This is a genomic window from Agilicoccus flavus (assembly GCF_014857905.1).
GTDB lineage: Bacteria > Actinomycetota > Actinomycetes > Actinomycetales > Dermatophilaceae > Agilicoccus > Agilicoccus flavus.
The window spans coordinates 450,145-470,301 of sequence record NZ_JACYXE010000002.1 but is presented as its reverse complement, the minus strand read 5'-3'; the positions used below and the strand labels follow the sequence as shown (position 1 = coordinate 470,301).

The window sequence follows — 20,157 nt, the reverse complement described above, 5'->3', positions numbered from 1 at the left end:
GGGACGATGTCGGGAGCCGACCGAAGGGATCGACCGTGCCATCCTCGACGCCGTCCGCCGACCGGACCGCCGCGCCGCAGCGCGCCACCGACGCCGGCGCGGCCGGGCCGACGACCGCCCGCCCGGGCCGGGACGACGACATCGCCGGGCTCGCAGCCCGCCTACGGACGGCGGTCTGCAGCGTGGTCCAGGGCAAGGACTCCGTCGTCGAGACGGCGCTCGTCGTCCTCCTCGCCGGCGGCCACCTGCTGCTCGAGGACGTGCCGGGGGTCGGCAAGACCACCCTGGCCAAGGCGCTGTCCCGCGCGATCGGCGCGCCCATGCGTCGCATCCAGTTCACGCCGGACCTGCTGCCGAGCGACATCACCGGGGTCAACGTCTACGACCGGGACTCGGGCGAGTTCGTCTTCCGCCCGGGGGCGATCTTCGCCAACGTCGTCGTCTGCGACGAGATCAACCGCGCCTCCCCCAAGACGCAGTCGGCCGTCCTCGAGGCCATGGAGGAGTCGCAGGTGACGATCGACGGGACGACGCACCCGCTGGGGGCACCGTTCCTCGTCATCGCCACGCAGAACCCCCTCGAGATGGAGGGCACGTACCCGCTGCCCGAGGCCCAGCGCGACCGCTTCATGGCCCGGGTGTCGATGGGGTATCCCGACGCCGCCGCCGAGACGGCGATGCTCGAGGACCGGGGGCGGGTCGACCCCCTCGAGGACCTCGAGCCGGTGACCGACGCCGCCGCCCTCGTCCGCGCGGCCCACCAGGTCCGTGGGGTGCACGCGAGCCCCGCGTTGCGCGCCTATCTCGTCGACCTCGTCGCCGCGACACGGATGAGCCCGGCCCTGCGCCTGGGCGCCTCGCCCCGCGCTTCCCTGCATCTGCTGCGCGCCGCCCGCGCCCGGGCCGCGATGGCGGGGCGCGATCACGTCCTGCCCGACGACGTCACCGCCCTCGCGGGGCCGATCCTCACCCACCGCGTCCTGCTCAGCGGCGAGTCCCGGCTCGCCCGGGTCGGCGCCGCCGACGTCATCGCCGACCTCGTGGCCACGGTGCCGCTGCGCGCCCACCCGCGCACACCCCACGGGCAGGCCTGAGGCGATGGCGGCGCGCCGCTCCCGGCGCTCGGGGCCCCTCGGCGACCGCGGCCGGGCGCTCCTGGCGGCCGGCGCCACGCTCGTCGCCTCCGGCATGGCCCTGGGCTTCGTCGATCTCGTCCGCATCGGCGCGCTGTGCGTGGGGCTCGTGGCCGCGTGCGCCGTCGTTGTCACGCGGTCTCGACCTCGACTGGAGATTCACCGGGGCATCCCGCACGACACCCTGACCGTCGACGAGGACTCGACGGTCAGGGTCCGGTTCGTCAACCGCGGCGTCCGCGGCACCCCGCCCTATCTCGGGGAGGACCTCCTCTCGCCCGGGCTCGGCGCCACGCCCCGCTTCCTCGTCGCCTCGTGCGCCGCCGGGAGCGCCTCCGTCCTCGAGTACCGGCTCCGGCCCGACCGGCGGGGGCGGGGCCGCATCGGTCCCGTCGTGCTGACGTACTCCGATCCGTTCGGCCTCGGCCGGCTCGTGCAGCGCGGCACCGAGACCGTCGACGTCGTCGTCCTGCCCCGCCTGCACGACCTCGACCCCGTGCGCGACGTGACCTCGGGCACGGGCGGAGGGGGCGACCCGACGCACCGCACCGTGACCCTCGGGGCCGCCGACCAGTCGATCCGGGGCTATCGGGCGGGCGACGACCTCCGGCGCATCCACTGGCCGGTGACGGCCCACCGGGGTGAGCTCATGGTCCGGGAGGACGCCGCCCCGAGCCGGCGCCGGGCCGTCCTCGTGCTCGACCCGCCCGCCGACGCCGGCGGGCCGGGCGACCGCGCGCTCGACTGGGCGGTCGAGGCCCTCGCGTCGGTGGCCACCCACCTCGACGGCCTCGGGTACGCCCTGCACCTCGTCACCCCCGACCGGGCCGCGACGGGGCACGCGCCGGATCTCATCTCGGGCGCCGACGCCGTCCGGACCCTCGCCGTCGTCGACGCCGGCCCGCCCTCGACGGCGTCGTCCTCGTCGGCGTCGTCCTCGTCGGCGTCCGCGGCGTCGCCGCGATTCGCGTCGTCGAACTCCGGTCCCCGGTCCGGGGCCTCGGCCAGCGTGGAGCGCCCGGCGGTCGTCGCCGCCCGGGAGGTCGCGGGCGACGGGGGCCTCCTCGTCGCGGCCACGACGGACGCGGACCCCCGCGCCGCCCACGAGCTCCTCGGGTCCCTGCCCGCCGCGACGCTCGGGCTCCTGCTCGTCCTCGACACGGCGTCGTTCGCCGGACGCGCCGGATCGGGATCGGCGGAGGTGCTCGCCGCCGACGCCGTGGCCGGCGGGTGGCACGCCCGGGTCGTCGGCCGCGACGGTTCGGTGCCGCAGACGTGGGCCTCCCTCGTGGCCGAGGTGAGCCGATGACGCCCCCGCCGATCGGGCCGGCCGCCGGCCACGGGCGGACCACGTCAGCTCCCCCGGCCCTCGCGCCGGCACCGGTCGGCCCACCGGACGCGTCGAACCGGGGCCCCTCGAAAACGCCCCCCTCGTCCTCACCGCCGACCCTGGACACCCGAGCAGGAGGCCGCCCATGACGACCACCGGCGCCGTCCCCGACCAGGCGCGCCTGCTGCCCGCCCTCGTGGCCGCGGCAGGGGTCGCCGCCGCCGCCTGGCCCCTGCAGGGTCTCTTCGCCTCGTCGCACTGGCTCCCCTCGACGGCGCTCACGGTCGGCGCCGTCGCCCTCGCGGGCGTGCTCCTGCGGGCCTGGGCCCGGCCGGTGGGCGTCGTCGTCGCCGCCCAGTTCGCGCTCGCCGTGGCGGTGCCCGTGTGGATGTGGTGCTCGGACTCGATGTTCGCCGGCCTCGTGCCCACGACACGCACGCCCGGGCGCGTCGTCGACCTGCTGCGCCAGGCCGGCGAGGTCCTCGCCACGAGCGCCCCACCCGTCCCGCCCAACCCCGGCGTCGCCCTGCTCGTCTGCCTGGCCCTCGGCGCCGTGGCCTGGGCGACCGACGCCCTGGCGGTCACCCTGCGCCAGCCCGCCCTCGCCGGGCTCCCGCTGCTCACCCCGTACCTCACCGCGGTCGCCAACAGCGACGGTGAGCTGCCCTGGACGTCGTTCGTCCTCGTCGCCGCGGCCTGGCTGGCCCTGTTGCTCACGTGCGGCTGGGGCGAGCACGCCCGACTGCTGGGCGCGGCCGACCCGACCGGCCGGGCCCGCCGGCACCGGCTCGTCGTCGGGACCTGCGCCGCGCTGGCCGCCGGGTCGCTCGCGCTCGCCGCCGGGATCGGCGTGCCCCGGCTGCCGGTGCGCTACCTCGCCGACGGGTACGGCACCGCGGGCACGGGCCGCGGCACGGTGGGCTACTCACCCACGTCCGACATGCTCGCGAGCCTACGCAGCACCGACGGCGACCCCGTCTTCACCTACACCACCGACGACCCCGACGTGGCGCCCCTGCGGGTCGGGGTCACCTCCCGGTACGAGGGCGGGACGTGGGCGGCACCGCCGAACGACGTCGACGTGTCGACCTCGCCGACCCTCTCCCCCGCCCGCGGACTGGTCGTGCCCCGCGACACCCCGAACCGCACCGTCGAGGTGGAGGACAACCGGCTCGCCGCGCCGTACCTGGCCGCCCCTCCCGTCGTGGTCCAGGGCACCGTCACCGGCGCGCGCTGGGGCATGGACCCCCGGACCGGCACCCTCGCCGTCGACCGCACCCCGCCGACCTACCGGATGACGTACCTGGACGTCGACCCCACCGCGGCGGCGCGCACGCCCGATGCCCCGGAGCCGGCCGCCGGAAACGGGCCGTGGGATCCCGCGCCGCCGGCCGTCGCCGCCGAGGCCGAACGGGTGACGGCACAGGCCTCCTCCACCCTCGAGGTCGCGGCCGCCCTGCAGGCGTACTTCCGGACCGGGGACTTCACGTACAGCCTCGACGTCGTCCCCCCGCCGGCCGGCATGAGCGAGCAGGAGGCCGCCGACACCGCGGTCGAGCGCTTCCTGACCGACAGGCAGGGCTACTGCGTCCAGTTCACGACGGCCTTCGTCATGATGGCCCGCTCGCGCGGCCTGACGGCCCGCATGGCGACCGGCTTCCTCCCCGGCTCACGCGGCGCCGACGGGCGCTACACGGTCCTCCCGTCGGACGCCCACGCGTGGCCGGAGGTGTTCGTCGACGGGGCCGGCTGGGTCCGCTTCGAGCCGACCCCGGGCGCCCGCACGGGAGCCGCCCCCGGCTACTCGGAGCCCTCCGGCCCCGCCACGCCCGCGCCGACGTCCGCGGCACCGACGGCGGAACCGAGCGAGCCGACCCCCTCGGCCCCCACGACGTCGAGCCGCCGCGAGCGGCCCGACGTGGACGCGGGCGCCGGCTCGGGCGCCTCGGAGCCGGCGGGCGGCCTGCTGCGCCCCGCGGTCCTCGTCCCGGCGCTCGTCGCCCTGCTGCTCCTCGCGGCCGCCTCGGTGTTGCCGCTGGCGGCCGCCGCGGCCCGCCGCCGCCGGGTGCGCGAGGCGGGCGACGACGCGCGGGACGTCGTCGAGGCCCGATGGGAGGGCCTGCTCGACCGGCTCGGCGACCTCGGGCTGCGGTCGGAGGCGGCGCTGCCTCTGCGCGGTCAGGCGCGCGACCTCGCCGGGGCCGGGTTGTTCGACCCGGAACCCGAGGCGGCGCTCGACCGGCTCGCCGCCACGGTCGAGGCGGCCCGGTACCTGCCCGCGGACCCTCCCGCGTGGTCGGAGTCGGACGAACGCCTCGTCCGGTCGGCCGCGCGGTCCTCACGGGCGCTGCGCGACCGGCTCGTGAGCACCGTGTTCCCCGCCTCCGGCCGGGCGGCCCTGCTCGGCCGCGTCCGCCCCCGACACCCCACCTCCACATCGTGAGATCGCACGAGTGACCGGAGATGTTCGGACATGCACGGTTCCAGGTGACCTCTCACGACCTGGGCGCGGACGCGGGGGCAGTGGGAAAACACCCGGGCCTCTGACCAGCATCGACGTGGGAGCCTCGAGCAGCGGCAGGGCATCGTTAGGGTGAACGCATGTCGGACGCCGAGCAGGGGACGGGTCTCAATCAGTCGGTCGTCAAGGCACTCGCGCTGCTGCGGGCCACGGTCGAGCACGGGGGCGCGAACGTCTCCACCCTCGCCCGCGCCTGCGACCTCCCCCGCGCCACGGCGCTCCGGCTCGTCCGGACCCTCGAACACGAGGGCTTCCTGCTGCGCAACCCCGGCGACGACCGGGTCCTGCTCGGACCGGAGCTCGTGCGGCTCGCGCGGGGCACGGACGCCCAGGCCGTGCTCGCGGACGTGGCCCGGCCCGTCGTCGTCGACCTCGTCGAGACGATCCGCGAGACCGTGACCTTCAGCGTCGTCGGTCCCGACGGCGGCCTCGACCTGCTCGACCAGGTCGACGCCCCTGCTCAGTTGCGTCCCCGCTCCTGGCTGGGGCAGCGGTTCCCCCTCCACGCGAGCGCGAGCGGCAAGGTGCTGCTCGCCTCCCTCGACGGGGCCCGTCGGCGGGTCGTGCTCACCGAGCCGCTGCAGCGGTTCACCGGCGCGACCGTCACCGACCCCGCCCACCTCGACGCGGAGCTCGGGCAGGTCCGCGACCAGGGGTACGCCGTCGCGAGCGACGAGGAGGAGGAGGGCCTCACCGGCGTCGCGTCCGGCGTGTACGGGCAGTCCGGGGACCTGCTCGCCGTCCTCACCGCGAGCGGTCCCACCCAGCGTCTCGACCGCCTGCGCGGGCGCGAAGCCGCCGGGCACCTGGTCGCGGCCGCCCGGCGCGTCGAGGCCGCCCTGCACCGCACGACCTGAGCCGGGTCGTCCGACCGGACGCCGTCGGGGGACGTCCGAGTCTCGGACGGTCATGGTCTCGGACGGTCATCGGCTCGGACGATCCTCGGCTCAGACGGCCATCGACAGGCGCAGCGCGTCGTAGATCGCCGCGTGGATGTTGCGGCTGCTCACGGCGTCGCCGATCCGGTACAGGCGGTAGCCGCCACCGGGGTTGCGGACGACCTCCTGCGGGCGGCCGGCGAGGAGCGCTTCGTGATCCACCGCGCCCTCGTTGACCGAGCCCGGCACGAGCGCCTCGTACAGGTCGGCCACGGGCAGCGTGCCGTGCTCGACGACGACGTGGTCGACCTCGCGCGCCACCTGCGTGTCGGCGTACTCGTTCCACAGGGTGGCGACCAACCGTCCGTTCTCGGCGCGGCGGACGGCGCGCAGGTAGAAGGGCAGGGTGACGCGCACGTCGTGCTCGGCGAACGCCGCCAGGTAGGCCGGGGAGTTCATCGAGCCGACGTCGACGCCCACCGTCCGCTCGGGCGTCACGTACTCGACCCGGCACCCCTGGGCCAGGAGGGTCTCGACGGCGTCCAACGCCTGGTGGCCGCCGTGGTCGTCGAAGACGAGGACGTCGCCGCGGGCCCGCAGGTCGCCGGACAGCACGTCCCACGTGTCGCGGACGAGCGACGCCCCCTGCTCGAGGAACTCGGTGTTCGGCAGCCCGCCCGTCGCGACGACGACCACGTCGGGGTCGAGGGCGAGGACGTCGTCGGGCTCGGCGAACACGCCGAGGCGGACGTCGACCCCGTGGAGGCGGGCCTCGGCGAGTCGCCAGTCGACGATCCCGACGAGGTCGCCGCGGTGACGCGATCCGGCGAGCAGGGCGATCTGTCCGCCCACCCGGTCGGCGGCCTCGAACAGTGTGACGTCGTGCCCGCGGGCGCCGAGGACGCGCGCGGCCTCGAGCCCGGCCGGCCCGGCGCCGACGACGACGGCGCGGCGCCGGGTCGGCGCCTGCTGCGTGATCTCGTGGGGCAGCTGGGCCTCGCGGCCGGCGGCCGGGTTGTGCACGCACTTGGCGTCACCGGAGGCGTAGATCGCGTCGAGGCAGTAGTTGGCGCCGACGCACGGGCGGATCCGGTCCTCCCGCCCGCGCGCCAGCTTGGCGACGAGGTAGGGGTCGGCGATCTGGGCCCGCGTCATGCCGATGAGGTCGGTGAGGCCCTCCCGGATCGCGTACCGGGCGGTGGGCACGTCGGCGATCCGGGACGCGTGCATGACGGGGATCGACAGCTCCGCCTTGATCCGCCCCGACCATTCGAGGAACGGCGCCGACGGCGTCCCCATCGACGGGATGACCTGCGCGAGCGTGTGGTCCGACTCGATCGAGCCCTTGATCGTCGACACGACGTCGATGCCGTCGTCGACGAAGGCCCGCAGCGCCGCCATGCCCTCCTCGCGCGGGAGGGCTCCGAGCCGGTCGTCCTCGATCGACATCCGCAGCCCGACGACGAAGTCCGGCCCGACGGCCTCGCGCACGGCCCGGAGCACCCGCCGCGGGAAGCGCATCCGGTTCTCGGGGGTTCCGCCGTACTCGTCCTCTCGGCGGTTCGTCCACGGCGAGAGGAAGCTGTCGAACAGGTGCCCGTAGGCCTGGATCTCGATGCCGTCGAGACCGCCGGCGCGGCAGCGCAGGGCGGCACTCACGTAGTCGTCGACGATGCGGTCGAGGTCCCACGCCTCGGCCTCCTTGGGGAAGGCGCGATGGGCGGGCTCCCGGCGGGGGGACGCCGAGACGGTCGGTAGCCAGTCGCCGGTGAAGTTCGACGTGCGCCGCCCGAGGTGCGTGACCTGACACATGACCGCCGCTCCGTGCTCGTGGACGTCGTCGGCCAGCTCGCGGAACCAGGGCACGATCTCGTCCCGGTAGAGCAGGAGGTTGCCGAACGCCGGCGGGCTGTCCGGCGCGATGATCGCCGAGCCGCCGATCATCGTCAGCGCGACGCCGCCCTTCGCCTTCTCGCGGTGGTAGAGCCGGTAGCGCTCCTTGGGCATCCCGTCCTGCCCGTACGCCGGTTCGTGCGAGGTGCTCACGACGCGGTTGCGCAGCGTGAGGGGCCCGAGCTCGAAAGACTGCAGGAGCGGGTCGAGGCCGGTGAGGTCGCCGGGGCCCGGGGCGCGGCCGCTGCCGTGGGCGTCGCGGGGGCCGGTGGTGTCGCCGGGACGGGCGGCGTCGGTGAGGCTCACGGGTGCTCCTGGAGGTGCGTCAACCGCGCCCCACCTGATGCGAGGAGCGCGTCGGTTGTGCACCACGAAACAGTGCTGCGAGGGCCGCCGTCAAGGGATTCGGTGGACTTTCGGCGCGCATCGCGTCGTTGTTGCGCACAGCGGGACAAAGACCGAGTGCGTCAGCCGGGTTTCGGGTAGCCGTTGCGTTCGGAGATCCTCGCGGCGGCGGTGAGCAGCCGGGGCAGGAGCGCCTCGACGGCCTCCGGGGTCACGCGGAAGGACGGCCCCGAGACGGTGAGGGCGGCGACGACCTCCGCGTCGAGGTCGCGGATCGGTGCCGAGACGGCGCACAAACCCACCTCCTGTTCCTCGCTCGTCGTCGCGTAGCCGAGTTCGCGGACGCGATCGAGTTCGCGCGCGAGGACGCCCGGGTCGGTCATGGTCCGCTCGGTGTAGGCGGGCAGGTCCCCGTCGAGGACGGCCCGCGACCGCTCGGGCGGCCAGGCGGCGAGGAAGAGCTTGCCCGAGGACGTCGCGTGCAGGGGCGAGCGGCGACCGAGCCAGTTGACGGTCGTCACGACGGCCGAGCCCATGACCTGCCCGATCGAGAGGACCGCGTCCCCGTCCGGGATCGTCACGGTGACGGTCTCGCCGACGGCCTCGGCGAGCTCCGCGCAGACGGGGCGGCTGACGAGCGCGAGGTCGTGCCGCCGGGCGGCACCCGCCGCGATGGCCGTGACGCCGTCGCCGAGGACGTAGTTCCCCCGCGCCGAGCTCTGCTCGACGAGTCCCCGCGCCTCGAGCGTCGCGAGCAGCCGCGACACCGTCGACTTGTGGACGTCGAGCTCGGCGGCGATGTCCGTGACCCGCGCCGATCCGTGCCGCGCCAGGACCTGCAGGATGGAGACGGCCCGGTCCACCGACTGCACCGACGTGTCCCGGCCCGCGGGTTCGTTCACCATGCGCAACACGATAGACGGCCCGGGCCGAGGCCCGCCTCGGCCGGAGATCAGCCGGACCGGAGCGCTCCCGGGGCCCTCCCGGACGACGACGAAGGCCCCGCCGGGGCGGGGCCTTCGTCGATGTGTCGTCGGAATTCTCGGTGGAGCTGAGGGGACTCGAACCCCTGACCCCCTCCATGCCATGGAGGTGCGCTACCAGCTGCGCTACAGCCCCGAACCGTTCCTGCGGCGAGCCGCGAGGACTGGACGAGTTTAACCAGCGGCGACGCCCAATCCCAAATCGAGTGAGCCGACGCCGACGTTCCACGACTCGAGGCACCAGGCGCCGCCGTCCTCGGCGAGGACCGCCCAGTGTGCGTTCGCGAGGCCGAGCACGCTGCGGCGCAGCACGGCGACGTCGAGACCGACGGCGCCCGCCACGAGCGCGCGGGCCGTGACGCCGTGGGTGACGACGAGTGCCGTGCCCGCGGGGGCCAGCTCGGCGACGAGCTCGGCCCAGACCGGCGCGACCCGCGCCACGACATCGCGCACGCGCTCCCCGTCGACGCCGTGGGCCACGTCGTGCCCGGCGAGGAGGGCGGCCGTGTCGTCGGGGTGGAGCCGCGCCGCCTCCGCCCGGCTCATCCCCTGCCACCGGCCGACGTGCACCTCGCGCAGGCGCGCGTCGAGACGGACGGGCAGGCCGCAGGCGGCGGCGAGCACGTCGGCCGTGTCGGCCGCGCGGCGCTGATCGCTGGAGAGGAGCAGGCCGGGCCGCAGGGCCGCGAGCGCCGGCGCCGCGCGCCGGGCCTGCTCGCGCCCGAACTCCGACAGCTCCGTGTCGAGCCGCCCCTGCCAGATGCCGGCGGCGTTGTGACCGGTCTGCCCGTGCCGGACGACGACGACCCGGCGCACGGGGGCGTCCGGGTCGGCGGGTCGGCCGGCGAGGTCCGCGCCGGTCACGGCCCGTCGTCGTGGGCGGCGTCCCCGGGCTCCGCCGGCGCCTCGGCATCGTGGGCGCGGTCGCCGGGCTCGCCACCGTCGGCGCCAGCCGGCTCCGCGGGCGCGGCCCCCGGACCGAGCCGCAGCGGGACGCGCGGGCAGTCCTTCCACAGCCGTTCGAGCTGGTAGAACTTGCGCTCGTCCTCGTGCTGGACGTGCACGACGATGGCGCCGAAGTCGAGCAGCACCCAGCGCCCCGACTTCTCGCCCTCGCGCCGCACGAGCCGGCAGCCCGCCTCGCGCAGTGCGTCCTCGACGGCGTCGACGACGGCGCCCACCTGACGCTCGGTCTCGGCGGTGGCGACGACGAAGACGTCGGAGAGGGGGAAGCGGCCGGTCACGTCGAGCGCGACGATGTCGACGGCGAGCTTGTCCTCGGCGGCGCCGGCGGCCCTCTGGGCCAGGTCCAGGGCTCCCGCGGAAGCGGTCACGGGTCTCCTTCTCGGGCCGGGTGCGGCCGTCGGTCGAGCGGTCGGGCAGGACTCACCCCGGAGGCGGGACCGCCTCGAGGACGACGGGGTCGACGCCGGCGACGGCGGCCTCGCTGTTCTCGGATCGGGGCAGGTACAGACGGTACTTGCCGATGTACTGCACCACGCCGTCGGGCACGAGGTACCAGACCGGGTCCCCCGCGGCGACCCGGGCGCGGCAGTCGGTGGAGCTGATGGCCATCGCGGGGACCTCCGCGAGGGTGACGTCCTCCTCCGGCAGCCCCGCGTTGCTCAGCGGGTGCCCGGGCCGGGTCACGCCGACAAAGTGGGCGAGGTCCCACAACTCGTCGACGTCCTTCCACGACAGGATCTGCGCGAGGGCGTCGGCGCCCGTGATGAAGAACAGTTCCGCGTCCGGCCGTGAGGCGTGCAGGTCCCGCAGGGTGTCGATCGTGTACGTCGGCCCGGGGCGGTCGATGTCGACCCGGCTCACGGTGAAGGCCGGGTTCGACGCGGTGGCGATGACCGTCATGAGGTAACGGTGCTCGGCCGGGGAGACCGCGAGTTCGCTCTTCTGCCAGGGCTCCCCGGTGGGGACGAAGACGACCTCGTCGAGGCCGAACCGGGACCGCACCTCGCTCGCGGCGACGAGGTGGCCGTGGTGGATGGGGTCGAACGTCCCGCCCATGACCCCCAGACGCAAGGTCAGTGACCCGTCCCGCGTGCGGCGCCGTGGTCGTCCTTGCGGTCGGCGTAGGCGTAGCCGTGCTCGTCGTGCAGGTCGGCGTGGCCGTGGTGGGCGTCACCGTGACGCTCCGGGCGGCGCGGGTGGCCGTCCATCGCGACCTGGGCCGTGCGACGGAACATCCACACGAGGCCGAGGAGGGCGAGGACGACGCCGAGCGCGATGGCCCCGTAGGCCCACGCCGGCATCGGCAGGTGGCGTGTGGCCTCCTCGGCCATCGGGGCGTACAGGAGAACGGAGGACGTCGTCGACATGGGCCCAGCTTAGCGGCGCGGCGACCGCCGACGGCTCCTCGCCCGCGCGCCGAACCGCCCGGTTCGCGTCCGGGCCGCGACGAGGCCCGCCGCCGAGCTCGTGACCGAGCCCGCCACCGGCGAAGGAGCCGGTCGCGCGTCCAGCGGACGCACGGGGCGCGCCCGTAGGGTGGCCCCATGGATCCGGTGCTGTCTGTCGTCGTCCCCGTCTACAACGAGGAGGACGTGCTCCCCCTTCTCGTGGAGCGCCTCCGACCGGTGCTCGACGGGATCGGCGTGGCGTACGAGGTCGTCGCCGTCGACGACGGCAGCACCGACGCCTCCGCGGTGGTGCTGCAGCGCATCCGGCACGAGTGGCCGCAGGTGCGGGTCATCCGCCTGCGCGCCAACGCCGGGCACCAGGCCGCGATCTCGGCCGGCCTGGCCCGCGCCTTCGGCGACTACATGGTGACCATCGACGCCGACCTGCAGGACCCGCCCGAGGTCATCGCCGAGATGCTCGAGATCGCCCGGCGGGACCGGATCGACGTCGTCTACGGCGTCCGCGCCGACCGCTCGACCGACACCGCCTTCAAGCGCGGCACGGCCCGCGCGTTCTACGCGACGATGCGCGCCCTGTCGCGCACGAGCGCGCCCGCCGACGCCGGCGACTTCCGCCTCATGTCGCGCGCCACGGTCGACGCGGTCAACGCGCTGCCCGAGCATCACCGGGTCCTGCGCCTCGTCGTCCCGGCCCTCGGCTTCCCCTCCGCGCAGGTCACCTACCGCCGGGAGGAGCGCGCGGCGGGCAGCTCGAAGTACCCGCTCTCGAAGATGATCAAGCTGTCGCTCGACAGCCTGACGAGCCACTCGATGGCCCCGCTGCGGCTCGCGACGTGGTTCGGCCTCATCGGCGGGGCGTTCGCGCTGCTCATCCTCGCCTACGCGCTCGTGTCGCAGTTCACGGGACGGGCGGTCGCCGGCTGGACCTCGACGGTGGCCGCGGTGTCCTCGGTCGGCGCCGTCCAGCTCATCTGCCTCGGCCTGCTCGGTGAGTACGTCGGGCGGATGTACACGATGATGCAGGGCCGCCCCACGTACTTCGTCGCGCACGACACCGACCCGGCCCCGCGGCGCCGGGAGGTCTTCGCCACCGAGGGCGGCCAGGAGCTCGCGCACCTCGCCGACGAGGACGAGGTCGTCGAGTGGGACAGCAACCCCGTCCCGCCCCCCTCGGCTCCCGCGGCCCCGTCCGCCTCCGACGCCTCGTCGACGGCCGCCCGGATCCCGGTCGGTTCCGGGTCCACCGCCCACGTCGCCCACGTGTCGCCCTCCCCCGCCCTCGACGGCTCCCACGACGCCGAGGTGGAGACGCCCGTGCCCGTGGCGTCGGGCGCCACGTCCGCGTCGGGCGCCGCGTCCGCGGGCGTCGGCGGCGCAGTCCGGCACGCCGACGCGGGCGAGCGCGCGCACGAGAACGGGTCCGCGGTGCGGCACCGCGGACCCGTCGTCGTGGACGCCGAACAGCGTCAGGCGGTGCGTCGCACCTCGGCGAACAAGGTGACCCCCGGGAGCGACTTCACCGGCAGGTGACGCTCGATCGCGACGATGGTCTGCAGCCCGAAGTTGACGACGGGGTGCATGTCGTCGAGGTCGCTGCCGGAGCTCTTCTTGCGCCGCAGGGCGACGACTGGGCGCAGGAGCACGTTCCACGAGTCCATCGACTCCACGTGCATGCCGTCGCGCTCGAGCACGGCGTGCAGCGTCTGACGCGTGTACCGGCGCACGTGGTCCACCGCGTCGTCGTGGGCCGACCACAGCTTGGGGTCGCAGGGCACCGCGACGAGGAACGCGCCGCCGGGCCGCAGGACCCGGGCGACCTCACGCACGCAGGCGTCGTCGTCGACGAGGTGCTCGAGGACGTCGAAGGCGACGACGAGGTCGAGCGAGGCGTCCGCGAGCGGGAGCTTCGTCGCGTCGGCCCGCATGACGGGCAGCCCGCGCTCGTGCGCCACCTCGGCGCCGTCCGCCCCGTACTCCAGGGGGCTCGCCTGCCACCCGTGATCGCGCAGGACGCGCGTGTTGCCACCGCCGGCCGCGCCGATGTCGAGCGCCTTCCCGGGGGTTCGCCCCTTGAGCATCTGGGCGAGCAGATGGCGGCGCTCCTTGTACCACCAGTGCTTGTCCTCGAGTGCGGCGAGCTTGCGGACCTCAGTACCTTCCATGAGAGCCGATCCTGCCAGATCCCCGGCCCCGCGGACGCACCCGCTCGCCGCCTCAGGATCGGACCTGGCCGTCGCCCTCCACGATCCACTTCGTCGTCGTCAGCTCGGGCAACGCCATGGGCCCCCGGGCGTGCAGCTTCTGGGTGCTGATGCCGATCTCGGCGCCGAACCCGAACTCGCCGCCGTCGGTGAATCGCGACGAGGCGTTGACCATGACGACCGCGGCGTCGACCTCGGCGGTCCAGCGCCGGGCGGCGCGACGGTCGTCGGTGACGACGACCTCCGTGTGCCCCGTCGAGAACCGCCGGACGTGCTCGAGGGCGCCGTCGAGGTCGGCCACGACGCCCACCGTCATCGCGAGGTCGTGGAACTCCGTGTCGAAGAGCTCGTCGGTGGCCTCCCCCAGCCCCGCCTCGGGCAGGATATCGCGGGTGCGCGTGTCGCCGTACAGCCGCACCCCGGCGTCCGCGAGCGCGCTCGTCACCTGCGGGAGGAACGCCGGCGCGACGTCCGCGTGGACGAGCAGCGTCTCGGCCGCGTTGCACACGCTCGGCCGGTGGGTCTTCGCGTTGAGCACGATCTGCAGGGCCATGTCGAGGTCGGCGGCGGCGTCCACGTAGACGTGCACGTTGCCGCTGCCGGTCTCGATGACGGGGACGATCGACTCCCGCACGACCGTCGCGATGAGGTCGGCTCCCCCGCGCGGGATGATGACGTCGACGAGCCCGTGGGCCCGCATGAGCGCCCGCGCCGCGGCCCGGCCGCCGGCGTCGACCGTCGCGACCGCGTCGGCGGGCAGCCCGATCGACTCCAGCGCCCGACGCAGCACGCCGACGAGGGCCGCGTTGCTCGACGCCGCGGCCGACCCGCCGCGCAGCAGCACGGCGTTCCCGCTCTTGAGCGCGAGACCGGCGGCATCGACCGTGACGTTCGGGCGCGCCTCGTAGATCATCCCGACGACCCCCAGGGGGACGCGCACCTGGCGGATCTGCAGCCCGTTGGGCAGCACCGAGCCGCGCACGACCTCCCCCACCGGATCGGGCAGGGTACCCAGGTGCCGCAACGCGCCCGCGATGTCGGCCAGGCGCGCGTCGTCGAGCCGGAGTCGGTCGAGCAGACCCGCGGCGAGGCCGTTCTCGCGCCCGCGTGCGAGGTCCTGCGCGTTGGCGGCGAGGACCGTGCCGCGCTCCGCCTCGAGGGCGTCGGCGAGGACGCCGAGGGCCGCGTCCTTCTGCGCGCGCGAGAGCTGGGCGAGCACCCGGCCGGCGACCCGCGCGCGGCGGGCGGCGTCGGCGACGACGGCGTCGGTGGCCCGGTCTTCCTCGCCGGCCGAGGTGGCGGAGGGGGGCGTGGTGGCGGTGGTCATGGTCCCAGCCTAGGTTCGCCGGACCTCGTCCCGTCCTGACCGTCCGGGGGCGGCCCGAACGGCGGACGGCCCGGCCTACTCGTCGTCGTCGACGCGCTGCAGGAAGCGGGTCATGAACGGGACGAAGCCGTGCCGCTCGAGCAGGCGCATCGCGCCGGCGTTGCGCGTGACGGTCGTCGTCGTGCACACGGTGATCTCGCGGCGCGTCATCTCCTTGCGGCAGGCCGCGAGCAGCTGCCCCCCGATGCCCTCGCCCTGACGGTCGGGCGCGACGACGAGCGACTCCAGCTCGGCGAAGCTCTCGCCGAAGTCGAAGGCCGGGCCGGACTCGATGAAGTGCAGGGCGGCGTACCCGACCGACTCCTCGGTGGCGGTGTCGACGGCGATGAACACCACGCCGGAGGCGTCGTTGGCCCAGGTGAGGTACTCCTGGTGGCGCCGACCCCACGCCTCGCGGGGCTCGTGGACGGCCCAGACCCCCTCCGACATGTCGGCGTAGGCCTTGACCATCGCCTTCCACAGGGGTTTGACGAGGTTGAGGTCGCGGGCGTGCGCGCGCTGGATGGTGACGGCCATGGCGTCACGGTAGCGAGCCCCTCCCGGCCCACGGCAACCGCGCGTCGCGCACGCGGGCCCACCGGAGGTCACAGGAGCGCGAGGTGGTCGCGGTGCACGACCTCACGGGCGTACCGCGGGCCGAAGACGTCGCCGATCCAGCCGGTGCTGCGGCCGAGCAACCGCGGCAACTCGTCGCTGCCGTAGGCCACGAGCCCGCGGCCGACGGTGGTGCCGTCGACCGAGACGATCTCGACGGGCGCCCCCTCGGCGAACACGCCCTCGACGGCGACGATGCCGGCCGGGAGCAGCGACGCGCCGCGTTGCGTGAGGGCGCGGGCGGCGCCGGCGTCGACGACGAGCCGTCCGGCGGGATCGGTCGCGTGCGCCAGCCAGAGCATCCGCGAGGCCGGCCGGGCCCCGACCGCCGAGAAGAGGGTGCCGACGTCCTCTCCGGCGAGGACACGGCCCACGTCGGGCGCCGACGCGAGCAGCGTCGGGATCCCGGCCCCGGTCGCGATGCGCGCCGCCTCGACCTTCGTGACCATGCCCCCGGTGCCGACCCGGGAGCCGACGCCGCCGATGCGGACGTGGGCCAGGTCGGCCGGGGAGGCGACGTGGGCGACACGGGAGCTGCCGGGCTCGCTCGGGGGCCCGTCGTAGAGCGCGTCGACGTCGGTGAGCAGCACGAGCGCGTCGGCGTGCACGAGGTGGGCGACGAGGGCGGCCAGGCGGTCGTTGTCGCCGAAGCGGATCTCGTCGGTCGCGACGGCGTCGTTCTCGTTGACGACCGGGACGACCCCGAGCCGCAGGAGGCGGCCCACCGCGCGGCGCGCGTTGGCGTAGTGCTGGCGGCGGACGAGGTCGTCGGAGGTGAGCAGCACCTGGCCGACCGTCAGCCCGTGCCGACCGAACGCGGTGGTGTACGCGGCCACCAGCGCGCCCTGGCCCACGCTCGCGGCCGCCTGCTGAGTGGCGAGGTCGCGGGGGCGCCGGTCGAGCCCGAGCGGGCTCAGCCCCGAGGCGATGGCGCCGGAGGACACGAGGACGACGTGGGTCCCGGCGGTGCGGCGGGCGGCCAACGCGTCGACGAGAGCGTCGAGGCGGGCCACGTCGAGGACGCCGCCGGCGCCGTCGGTCAGGGAACTCGAGCCGACCTTGACGACGAGGCGACGGGCCGAGGTGATGACGTCGCGGGGGTCGGGCTGCACCCGACCACGATATCCGGGTCGGTCAGGGGCGCCGCGCGGCGTGTCGGCGCCCGGCACGCGAGCCCGGCCGGTGCGGCGCGGGGCGGCGGGACGGGGTGCTGATCGGCCCCGGCTCTGCGCGGCCGGCGCCGCGGAGGCGGGCGGCGCGCCCGGGCCACGCTCCCCTGTCCCGGCGCGTCAGCAGCTCACGTCGACCCGACCCTGGCCGCCGAGCGCCAGGTGGGCGAGGGCGCGGTCGAGCGCGACTCCGCTGAACGGGTTGGGTCGCCCCGCCTCGGCGAGCGCCCGGCCGGTGCCGAGCAGGTACCGCGCGTCGGCCTCCCGCCCGGCGGCGAGCACCCCCCGCCGCCGATCCCCCGCGATCCGGGCGGCGAAGGGGCTGAGCGTCGTGTCGTCGTCGGACCACACCGACTCGCCGGTCACGGCGTGGATGAGGTCGATGTCGCCGGGGGTGAACCGGTCGGCGGCGCGGCGCCGCCCCTGGGGTCCGGTGCGGCGATAGAGCGCGTCGGCCGGTGTGTGGGCCGAGAGCGTGGCCGACATCTGGTCGCCCGGGGTCGCGACGACCGGCACCGCGGGCTGCGGCGGCAGCCGCACGTCCTGGACCCACATGACTCCCCCTCGAGATCGGCCGCACTCGGCACGCAGGCGCGACCGACACAGAGCACGGGTGACAGCACGGGCGCCGCACCGCGGCGGAGGGGATGCTCCGATGGTACGGCGAGAAACCGCCCCTGACCAGGGGATCCGCGCCCGGCCCGTCGACCGGCGCCTCGCCTCACGCCGAGGCGGCGCGCAGCTTCTCCAGGAGCGGGCCGGCCGCCCGGTCGAGGAAGTCGTCGAGGCCGTCGCCGCCGACCTGGACGAGGGCGACGTCGGTGAAGCCGGCCTCCCAGTAGGGGCGGACCGCCTCGACGATCGCGTCGAGGTCGGGGCCGCAGGGGATCTGGGCGGCGACGTCCTCCGGCCGGACGAACGTCGTGGCCCCCGCGAACCCGGCCGTCGTCGGGAGGTCGGCGTTGACGGCCCAGCCACCGGCGAACCACCGGAACTGGTCGTGGGCGCGCTCGATCGCCGCGTCGCGGTCGGGGTCCCAACAGATCGGGATCTGCCCGATCGCGCGGGCGTCCGCCCCGATCCGGGGAGCGCCGGGGGCACCGTTCCACGCCTGCACCAGCTCGGACTCGGGCTCGGTCGCGACGAGGTGGTCGGCCAGGGGCGCGAAGCGCGCGACCGCCTTGGGCCCGCCCGCCGCGACGCCGATCGGGACGCCGCCGTCCGGGCAGTCCCAGATTCGGGCCGAGTCGACGCGGAAGTACTCGCCGTCGTACGTGACGAGCTCACCGGTGTGCAGCTCGCGGATGATCTCGATCGCCTCGACGAGCATGTCCTGACGCGCGTCGAGGGCCGGCCAGCCCTCCCCGACGACGTGCTCGTTGAGGTTTTCGCCGGAGCCGAGCCCGAGGGTGAACCGGCCGTCGGCGAGGAGCTGGACCGTCGCGGCCTTCTGCGCGACGACGGCGGGGTGGTACCGGATCGTCGGGCAGGTGACGTAGGTCATCAGCTCGACGCTCGAGGTGACGTGCGCGACCGCGCCGAGCACCGACCACGCGTACGGCGCGTGCCCCTGCGCCGACAGCCACGGGAAGTAGTGGTCGCTCATCACCTCGAAGTCGAAGCCGACGTCCTCCGCGACGCCGGCGTGCCGCACGAGGTCCTTCGGGCCGCTCTGCTCGGTCATGAGGGTGTAGCCGAATCGCGTCATGCGACGGATTCTGCTCTCAGGCGCGGGAACCGGCGACCGCTGGGGTCACTCGTCGTCGGTCCAGAACCCCGCCTTGCGCTCGGAGGCGAGCTCCTCGCGGGCGGCGCGCTTGGCGGCGCGGCGCTCGTCGTAGGTCTCGCGCTTCTCGACGCGGGTCGGGCGGTGGTGGTCCTCGAGCCGGACGTCGGAGCCCCGGGGGCCCGTTCCCGCCGCACCCGACAGGGTCGGTTCCCAGTCGAAGACGACGGCGTCGTCCTCCGGGCCGATGACGACGGTCGCGCCGGCCACCGCCCCCGCCTTGAACAGCGCGTCCTCGACGCCCGCCCGGGCGAGGCGGTCGGCGAGGTAGCCGACGGCCTCGTCGTTGGAGAAGTCGGTCTGGCGCACCCAGCGGGCGGGCTTCTCGCCGACGACGCGGAACAGCTCCCCGTCGGGGCCGTCCTCCCGACGCACGCGGAAGCCCTCGTCGTCGACGGCCACCGGGCGCACGACGACGCGTTGGCGGGCGACCTCCCGCTCGGCCTCCGCCTGGTCGGCGCGGGCGGCGGCGACGTGCTTGGCGAGGGCGAACGTCAGCGCCCGCAGCCCGGTGTGGGCGACGGTGGACACGACGTGGACCTCGAGGCCCTGGGCCTCGAGCTCGGGGCGGACGAACTCGGCGAGTTCCGCGGCCTCGGGGACGTCGGCCTTGTTGAGGACGACGATGCGGGTGCGCTCGGCGAGGGGGCGGCCCCCGAGGGCCTCGTCGGGCACGTACTGGCGCAGCTCGTCCTCGATGGCGTGCAGGTCCGAGAGGGGGTCGCGGCCCGGGTCGAGGGTGGCGCAGTCGACGACGTGCACGAGCACCGAGCACCGCTCGACGTGGCGGAGGAACTCCAGGCCCAGGCCGCGGCCCTGCGCGGCGCCGGGGATGAGACCGGGCACGTCGGCCACCGTGAAGCGCTCGTCGCCGGCGGTGACGACCCCGAGGTTGGGCACGAGCGTCGTGAAGGGGTAGTCGGCGATCTTCGGCCGCGCCGCCGAGATGACGGAGACGAGGCTCGACTTGCCCGCGGACGGGAAGCCGATCAACGCGACGTCGGCCAACGTCTTCAGCTCGAGGACGACCTCGAGGGACTCCCCCGGCTCGCCGAGCAGGGCGAAGCCGGGCGCCTTGCGGCGCTTGCTCGCGAGGGCCCGGTTGCCGAGGCCGCCGCGCCCACCGCGGACGAGGACGACCTCGGTGCCCTCGCCGACGAGGTCGGCGAGCACCCGGCCCGCGCGGTCCTTGACGACCGTGCCCTCGGGGACGCCGAGGACGAGGTCCTCGCCCTGGGCGCCGTTGCGCTCCTCCCCCTCGCCGGGGCGGCCGTTCGCGGCGCGCCGGTAGGGGCTGTGGTGGTAGTCGAGCAGGGTCGTCACCTGCGGGTCGACGCGGACGACGACGTCGCCGCCGTGCCCACCGTTCCCCCCGTCGGGGCCACCGAGGGGCTTGAACTTCTCGCGGTGCACCGAGGCGCACCCGTGCCCCCCGTTGCCGGCGGCGACGGTCAGGACGCATCGATCGACGAAGGCCGGCATGTGGTCACTCTCCAGGGGGTGGTGTGCGAGGGGGCGACACCCGGGGTCGGACCGGAGGTCGTCTCGTGCGTCGTGCGGGG

The 20,157-nt window shown here is 75.2% G+C and carries 18 protein-coding genes and 1 tRNA gene; 5 read left to right on the top strand and 14 right to left on the bottom strand.

Annotated elements, in window-relative coordinates; all coding sequences use genetic code 11:
* Positions 1–35 precede the first annotated feature (35 nt).
* The 4 genes from ICW24_RS05580 (at position 36) to ICW24_RS05565 (ending at position 5,841) form a co-directional block, all read left to right on the top strand.
* Entirely contained in the window at positions 36–1,094 is a 1,059-nt protein-coding gene (locus tag ICW24_RS05580) for an AAA family ATPase (RefSeq protein ID WP_372360514.1), read from the top strand.
* 4 nt (positions 1,095–1,098) lie between these two features.
* Positions 1,099–2,442, top strand: a complete 1,344-nt coding sequence (locus ICW24_RS05575) for a DUF58 domain-containing protein (RefSeq protein ID WP_226344719.1) — start codon at positions 1,099–1,101, stop codon at positions 2,440–2,442.
* Between the two features lie 166 nt (positions 2,443–2,608).
* Positions 2,609–4,906 carry a transglutaminase TgpA family protein gene (locus ICW24_RS05570; RefSeq protein ID WP_226344718.1) on the top strand — a complete coding sequence of 766 codons (2,298 nt, stop codon included), beginning with the start codon at positions 2,609–2,611 and terminating at the stop codon, positions 4,904–4,906.
* Between the two features lie 158 nt (positions 4,907–5,064).
* A complete protein-coding gene (locus ICW24_RS05565; RefSeq protein ID WP_226344717.1) occupies positions 5,065–5,841 on the top strand; it encodes an IclR family transcriptional regulator in 777 nt (258 codons plus the stop codon).
* Between the two features lie 90 nt (positions 5,842–5,931).
* Here ICW24_RS05565 and ICW24_RS05560 read toward each other — a convergent pair whose 3' ends face one another.
* The 7 genes from ICW24_RS05560 to ICW24_RS05530 all read right to left on the bottom strand — a co-directional run bounded on the left by ICW24_RS05560 (position 5,932) and on the right by ICW24_RS05530 (position 11,416).
* Positions 5,932–8,061 carry an oxidoreductase gene (locus ICW24_RS05560; RefSeq protein ID WP_307781295.1) on the bottom strand — a complete coding sequence of 710 codons (2,130 nt, stop codon included), beginning with the start codon at positions 8,059–8,061 and terminating at the stop codon, positions 5,932–5,934.
* Between the two features lie 161 nt (positions 8,062–8,222).
* Positions 8,223–9,005 carry an IclR family transcriptional regulator gene (locus ICW24_RS05555; RefSeq protein ID WP_226344716.1) on the bottom strand — a complete coding sequence of 261 codons (783 nt, stop codon included), beginning with the start codon at positions 9,003–9,005 and terminating at the stop codon, positions 8,223–8,225.
* A gap of 141 nt (positions 9,006–9,146) precedes the next feature.
* A tRNA-Ala gene (locus ICW24_RS05550) sits at positions 9,147–9,219 on the bottom strand.
* Positions 9,220–9,257: 38 nt separating this feature from the next.
* Positions 9,258–9,947, bottom strand: a complete 690-nt coding sequence (locus ICW24_RS05545; protein ID WP_226344715.1) for a histidine phosphatase family protein — start codon at positions 9,945–9,947, stop codon at positions 9,258–9,260.
* The gene (gene rsfS / locus ICW24_RS05540) at positions 9,944–10,417 is read right to left on the bottom strand and encodes a ribosome silencing factor (RefSeq protein WP_226344714.1); all 474 of its coding nucleotides are present in this window, start codon (positions 10,415–10,417) and stop codon (positions 9,944–9,946) included. The genes ICW24_RS05545 and rsfS overlap by 4 nt, the downstream gene beginning before the upstream one ends.
* 52 nt (positions 10,418–10,469) lie before the next feature.
* Positions 10,470–11,105, bottom strand: a complete 636-nt coding sequence (gene nadD / locus ICW24_RS05535; protein ID WP_226344713.1) for a nicotinate-nucleotide adenylyltransferase — start codon at positions 11,103–11,105, stop codon at positions 10,470–10,472.
* Positions 11,106–11,122: 17 nt separating this feature from the next.
* A complete protein-coding gene (locus ICW24_RS05530) occupies positions 11,123–11,416 on the bottom strand; it encodes a hypothetical protein (RefSeq protein WP_226344712.1) in 294 nt (97 codons plus the stop codon).
* A gap of 177 nt (positions 11,417–11,593) precedes the next feature.
* Here ICW24_RS05530 and ICW24_RS05525 point away from each other — a divergent pair, with 177 nt between their 5' ends.
* The gene (locus ICW24_RS05525; protein WP_307781294.1) at positions 11,594–12,988 is read left to right on the top strand and encodes a glycosyltransferase family 2 protein; all 1,395 of its coding nucleotides are present in this window, start codon (positions 11,594–11,596) and stop codon (positions 12,986–12,988) included.
* Here ICW24_RS05525 and ICW24_RS05520 read toward each other — a convergent pair.
* The 7 genes from ICW24_RS05520 to obgE form a co-directional block, all read right to left on the bottom strand.
* Complete coding sequence (locus ICW24_RS05520; RefSeq protein WP_226344711.1) at positions 12,925–13,620, bottom strand: class I SAM-dependent methyltransferase; 696 nt, start codon at positions 13,618–13,620, stop codon at positions 12,925–12,927. The two genes, ICW24_RS05525 and ICW24_RS05520, sit on opposite strands and share 64 nt — an antisense overlap.
* A 52-nt stretch (positions 13,621–13,672) precedes the next feature.
* Positions 13,673–14,986: a glutamate-5-semialdehyde dehydrogenase gene (locus tag ICW24_RS05515; RefSeq protein WP_226344710.1), complete on the bottom strand. Its 1,314-nt coding sequence runs from the start codon at positions 14,984–14,986 to the stop codon at positions 13,673–13,675.
* Positions 14,987–15,061: 75 nt separating this feature from the next.
* A complete protein-coding gene (locus ICW24_RS05510; RefSeq protein WP_226344709.1) occupies positions 15,062–15,562 on the bottom strand; it encodes a GNAT family N-acetyltransferase in 501 nt (166 codons plus the stop codon).
* A gap of 68 nt (positions 15,563–15,630) precedes the next feature.
* Positions 15,631–16,752, bottom strand: coding sequence for a glutamate 5-kinase (gene proB, locus ICW24_RS05505; RefSeq protein ID WP_226344708.1), 1,122 nt, complete (start codon positions 16,750–16,752; stop codon positions 15,631–15,633).
* A 177-nt stretch (positions 16,753–16,929) separates the two neighbouring features.
* Positions 16,930–17,364 carry a hypothetical protein gene (locus ICW24_RS05500; RefSeq protein WP_226344707.1) on the bottom strand — a complete coding sequence of 145 codons (435 nt, stop codon included), beginning with the start codon at positions 17,362–17,364 and terminating at the stop codon, positions 16,930–16,932.
* A 166-nt stretch (positions 17,365–17,530) separates the two neighbouring features.
* Positions 17,531–18,517, bottom strand: coding sequence for an LLM class F420-dependent oxidoreductase (locus tag ICW24_RS05495; RefSeq protein ID WP_226344706.1), 987 nt, complete (start codon positions 18,515–18,517; stop codon positions 17,531–17,533).
* 45 nt (positions 18,518–18,562) lie between these two features.
* Complete coding sequence (gene obgE, locus ICW24_RS05490) at positions 18,563–20,077, bottom strand: GTPase ObgE (protein ID WP_226344705.1); 1,515 nt, start codon at positions 20,075–20,077, stop codon at positions 18,563–18,565.
* Positions 20,078–20,157 lie beyond the last annotated feature (80 nt).

What these genes read in the sequence shown, in the direction of transcription:
- ICW24_RS05575 (WP_226344719.1), top strand. Translation starts at nt 1,099, where the DNA reads ATGGCGGCGCGCCGCTCCCGGCGCTCGGGGCCCCTCGGCGACCGCGGC.
- ICW24_RS05570 (WP_226344718.1), top strand. Translation starts at nt 2,609, where the DNA reads ATGACGACCACCGGCGCCGTCCCCGACCAGGCGCGCCTGCTGCCCGCC.
- ICW24_RS05565 (WP_226344717.1), top strand. Translation starts at nt 5,065, where the DNA reads ATGTCGGACGCCGAGCAGGGGACGGGTCTCAATCAGTCGGTCGTCAAG.
- ICW24_RS05555 (WP_226344716.1), bottom strand. Translation starts at nt 9,005, where the DNA reads ATGGTGAACGAACCCGCGGGCCGGGACACGTCGGTGCAGTCGGTGGAC.
- nadD (WP_226344713.1), bottom strand. Translation starts at nt 11,105, where the DNA reads ATGGGCGGGACGTTCGACCCCATCCACCACGGCCACCTCGTCGCCGCG.
- ICW24_RS05530 (WP_226344712.1), bottom strand. Translation starts at nt 11,416, where the DNA reads ATGTCGACGACGTCCTCCGTTCTCCTGTACGCCCCGATGGCCGAGGAG.
- ICW24_RS05525 (WP_307781294.1), top strand. Translation starts at nt 11,594, where the DNA reads ATGGATCCGGTGCTGTCTGTCGTCGTCCCCGTCTACAACGAGGAGGAC.
- ICW24_RS05520 (WP_226344711.1), bottom strand. Translation starts at nt 13,620, where the DNA reads ATGGAAGGTACTGAGGTCCGCAAGCTCGCCGCACTCGAGGACAAGCAC.
- ICW24_RS05515 (WP_226344710.1), bottom strand. Translation starts at nt 14,986, where the DNA reads ATGACCACCGCCACCACGCCCCCCTCCGCCACCTCGGCCGGCGAGGAA.
- ICW24_RS05510 (WP_226344709.1), bottom strand. Translation starts at nt 15,562, where the DNA reads ATGGCCGTCACCATCCAGCGCGCGCACGCCCGCGACCTCAACCTCGTC.
- ICW24_RS05500 (WP_226344707.1), bottom strand. Translation starts at nt 17,364, where the DNA reads ATGTGGGTCCAGGACGTGCGGCTGCCGCCGCAGCCCGCGGTGCCGGTC.
- ICW24_RS05495 (WP_226344706.1), bottom strand. Translation starts at nt 18,517, where the DNA reads ATGACGCGATTCGGCTACACCCTCATGACCGAGCAGAGCGGCCCGAAG.
- obgE (WP_226344705.1), bottom strand. Translation starts at nt 20,077, where the DNA reads ATGCCGGCCTTCGTCGATCGATGCGTCCTGACCGTCGCCGCCGGCAAC.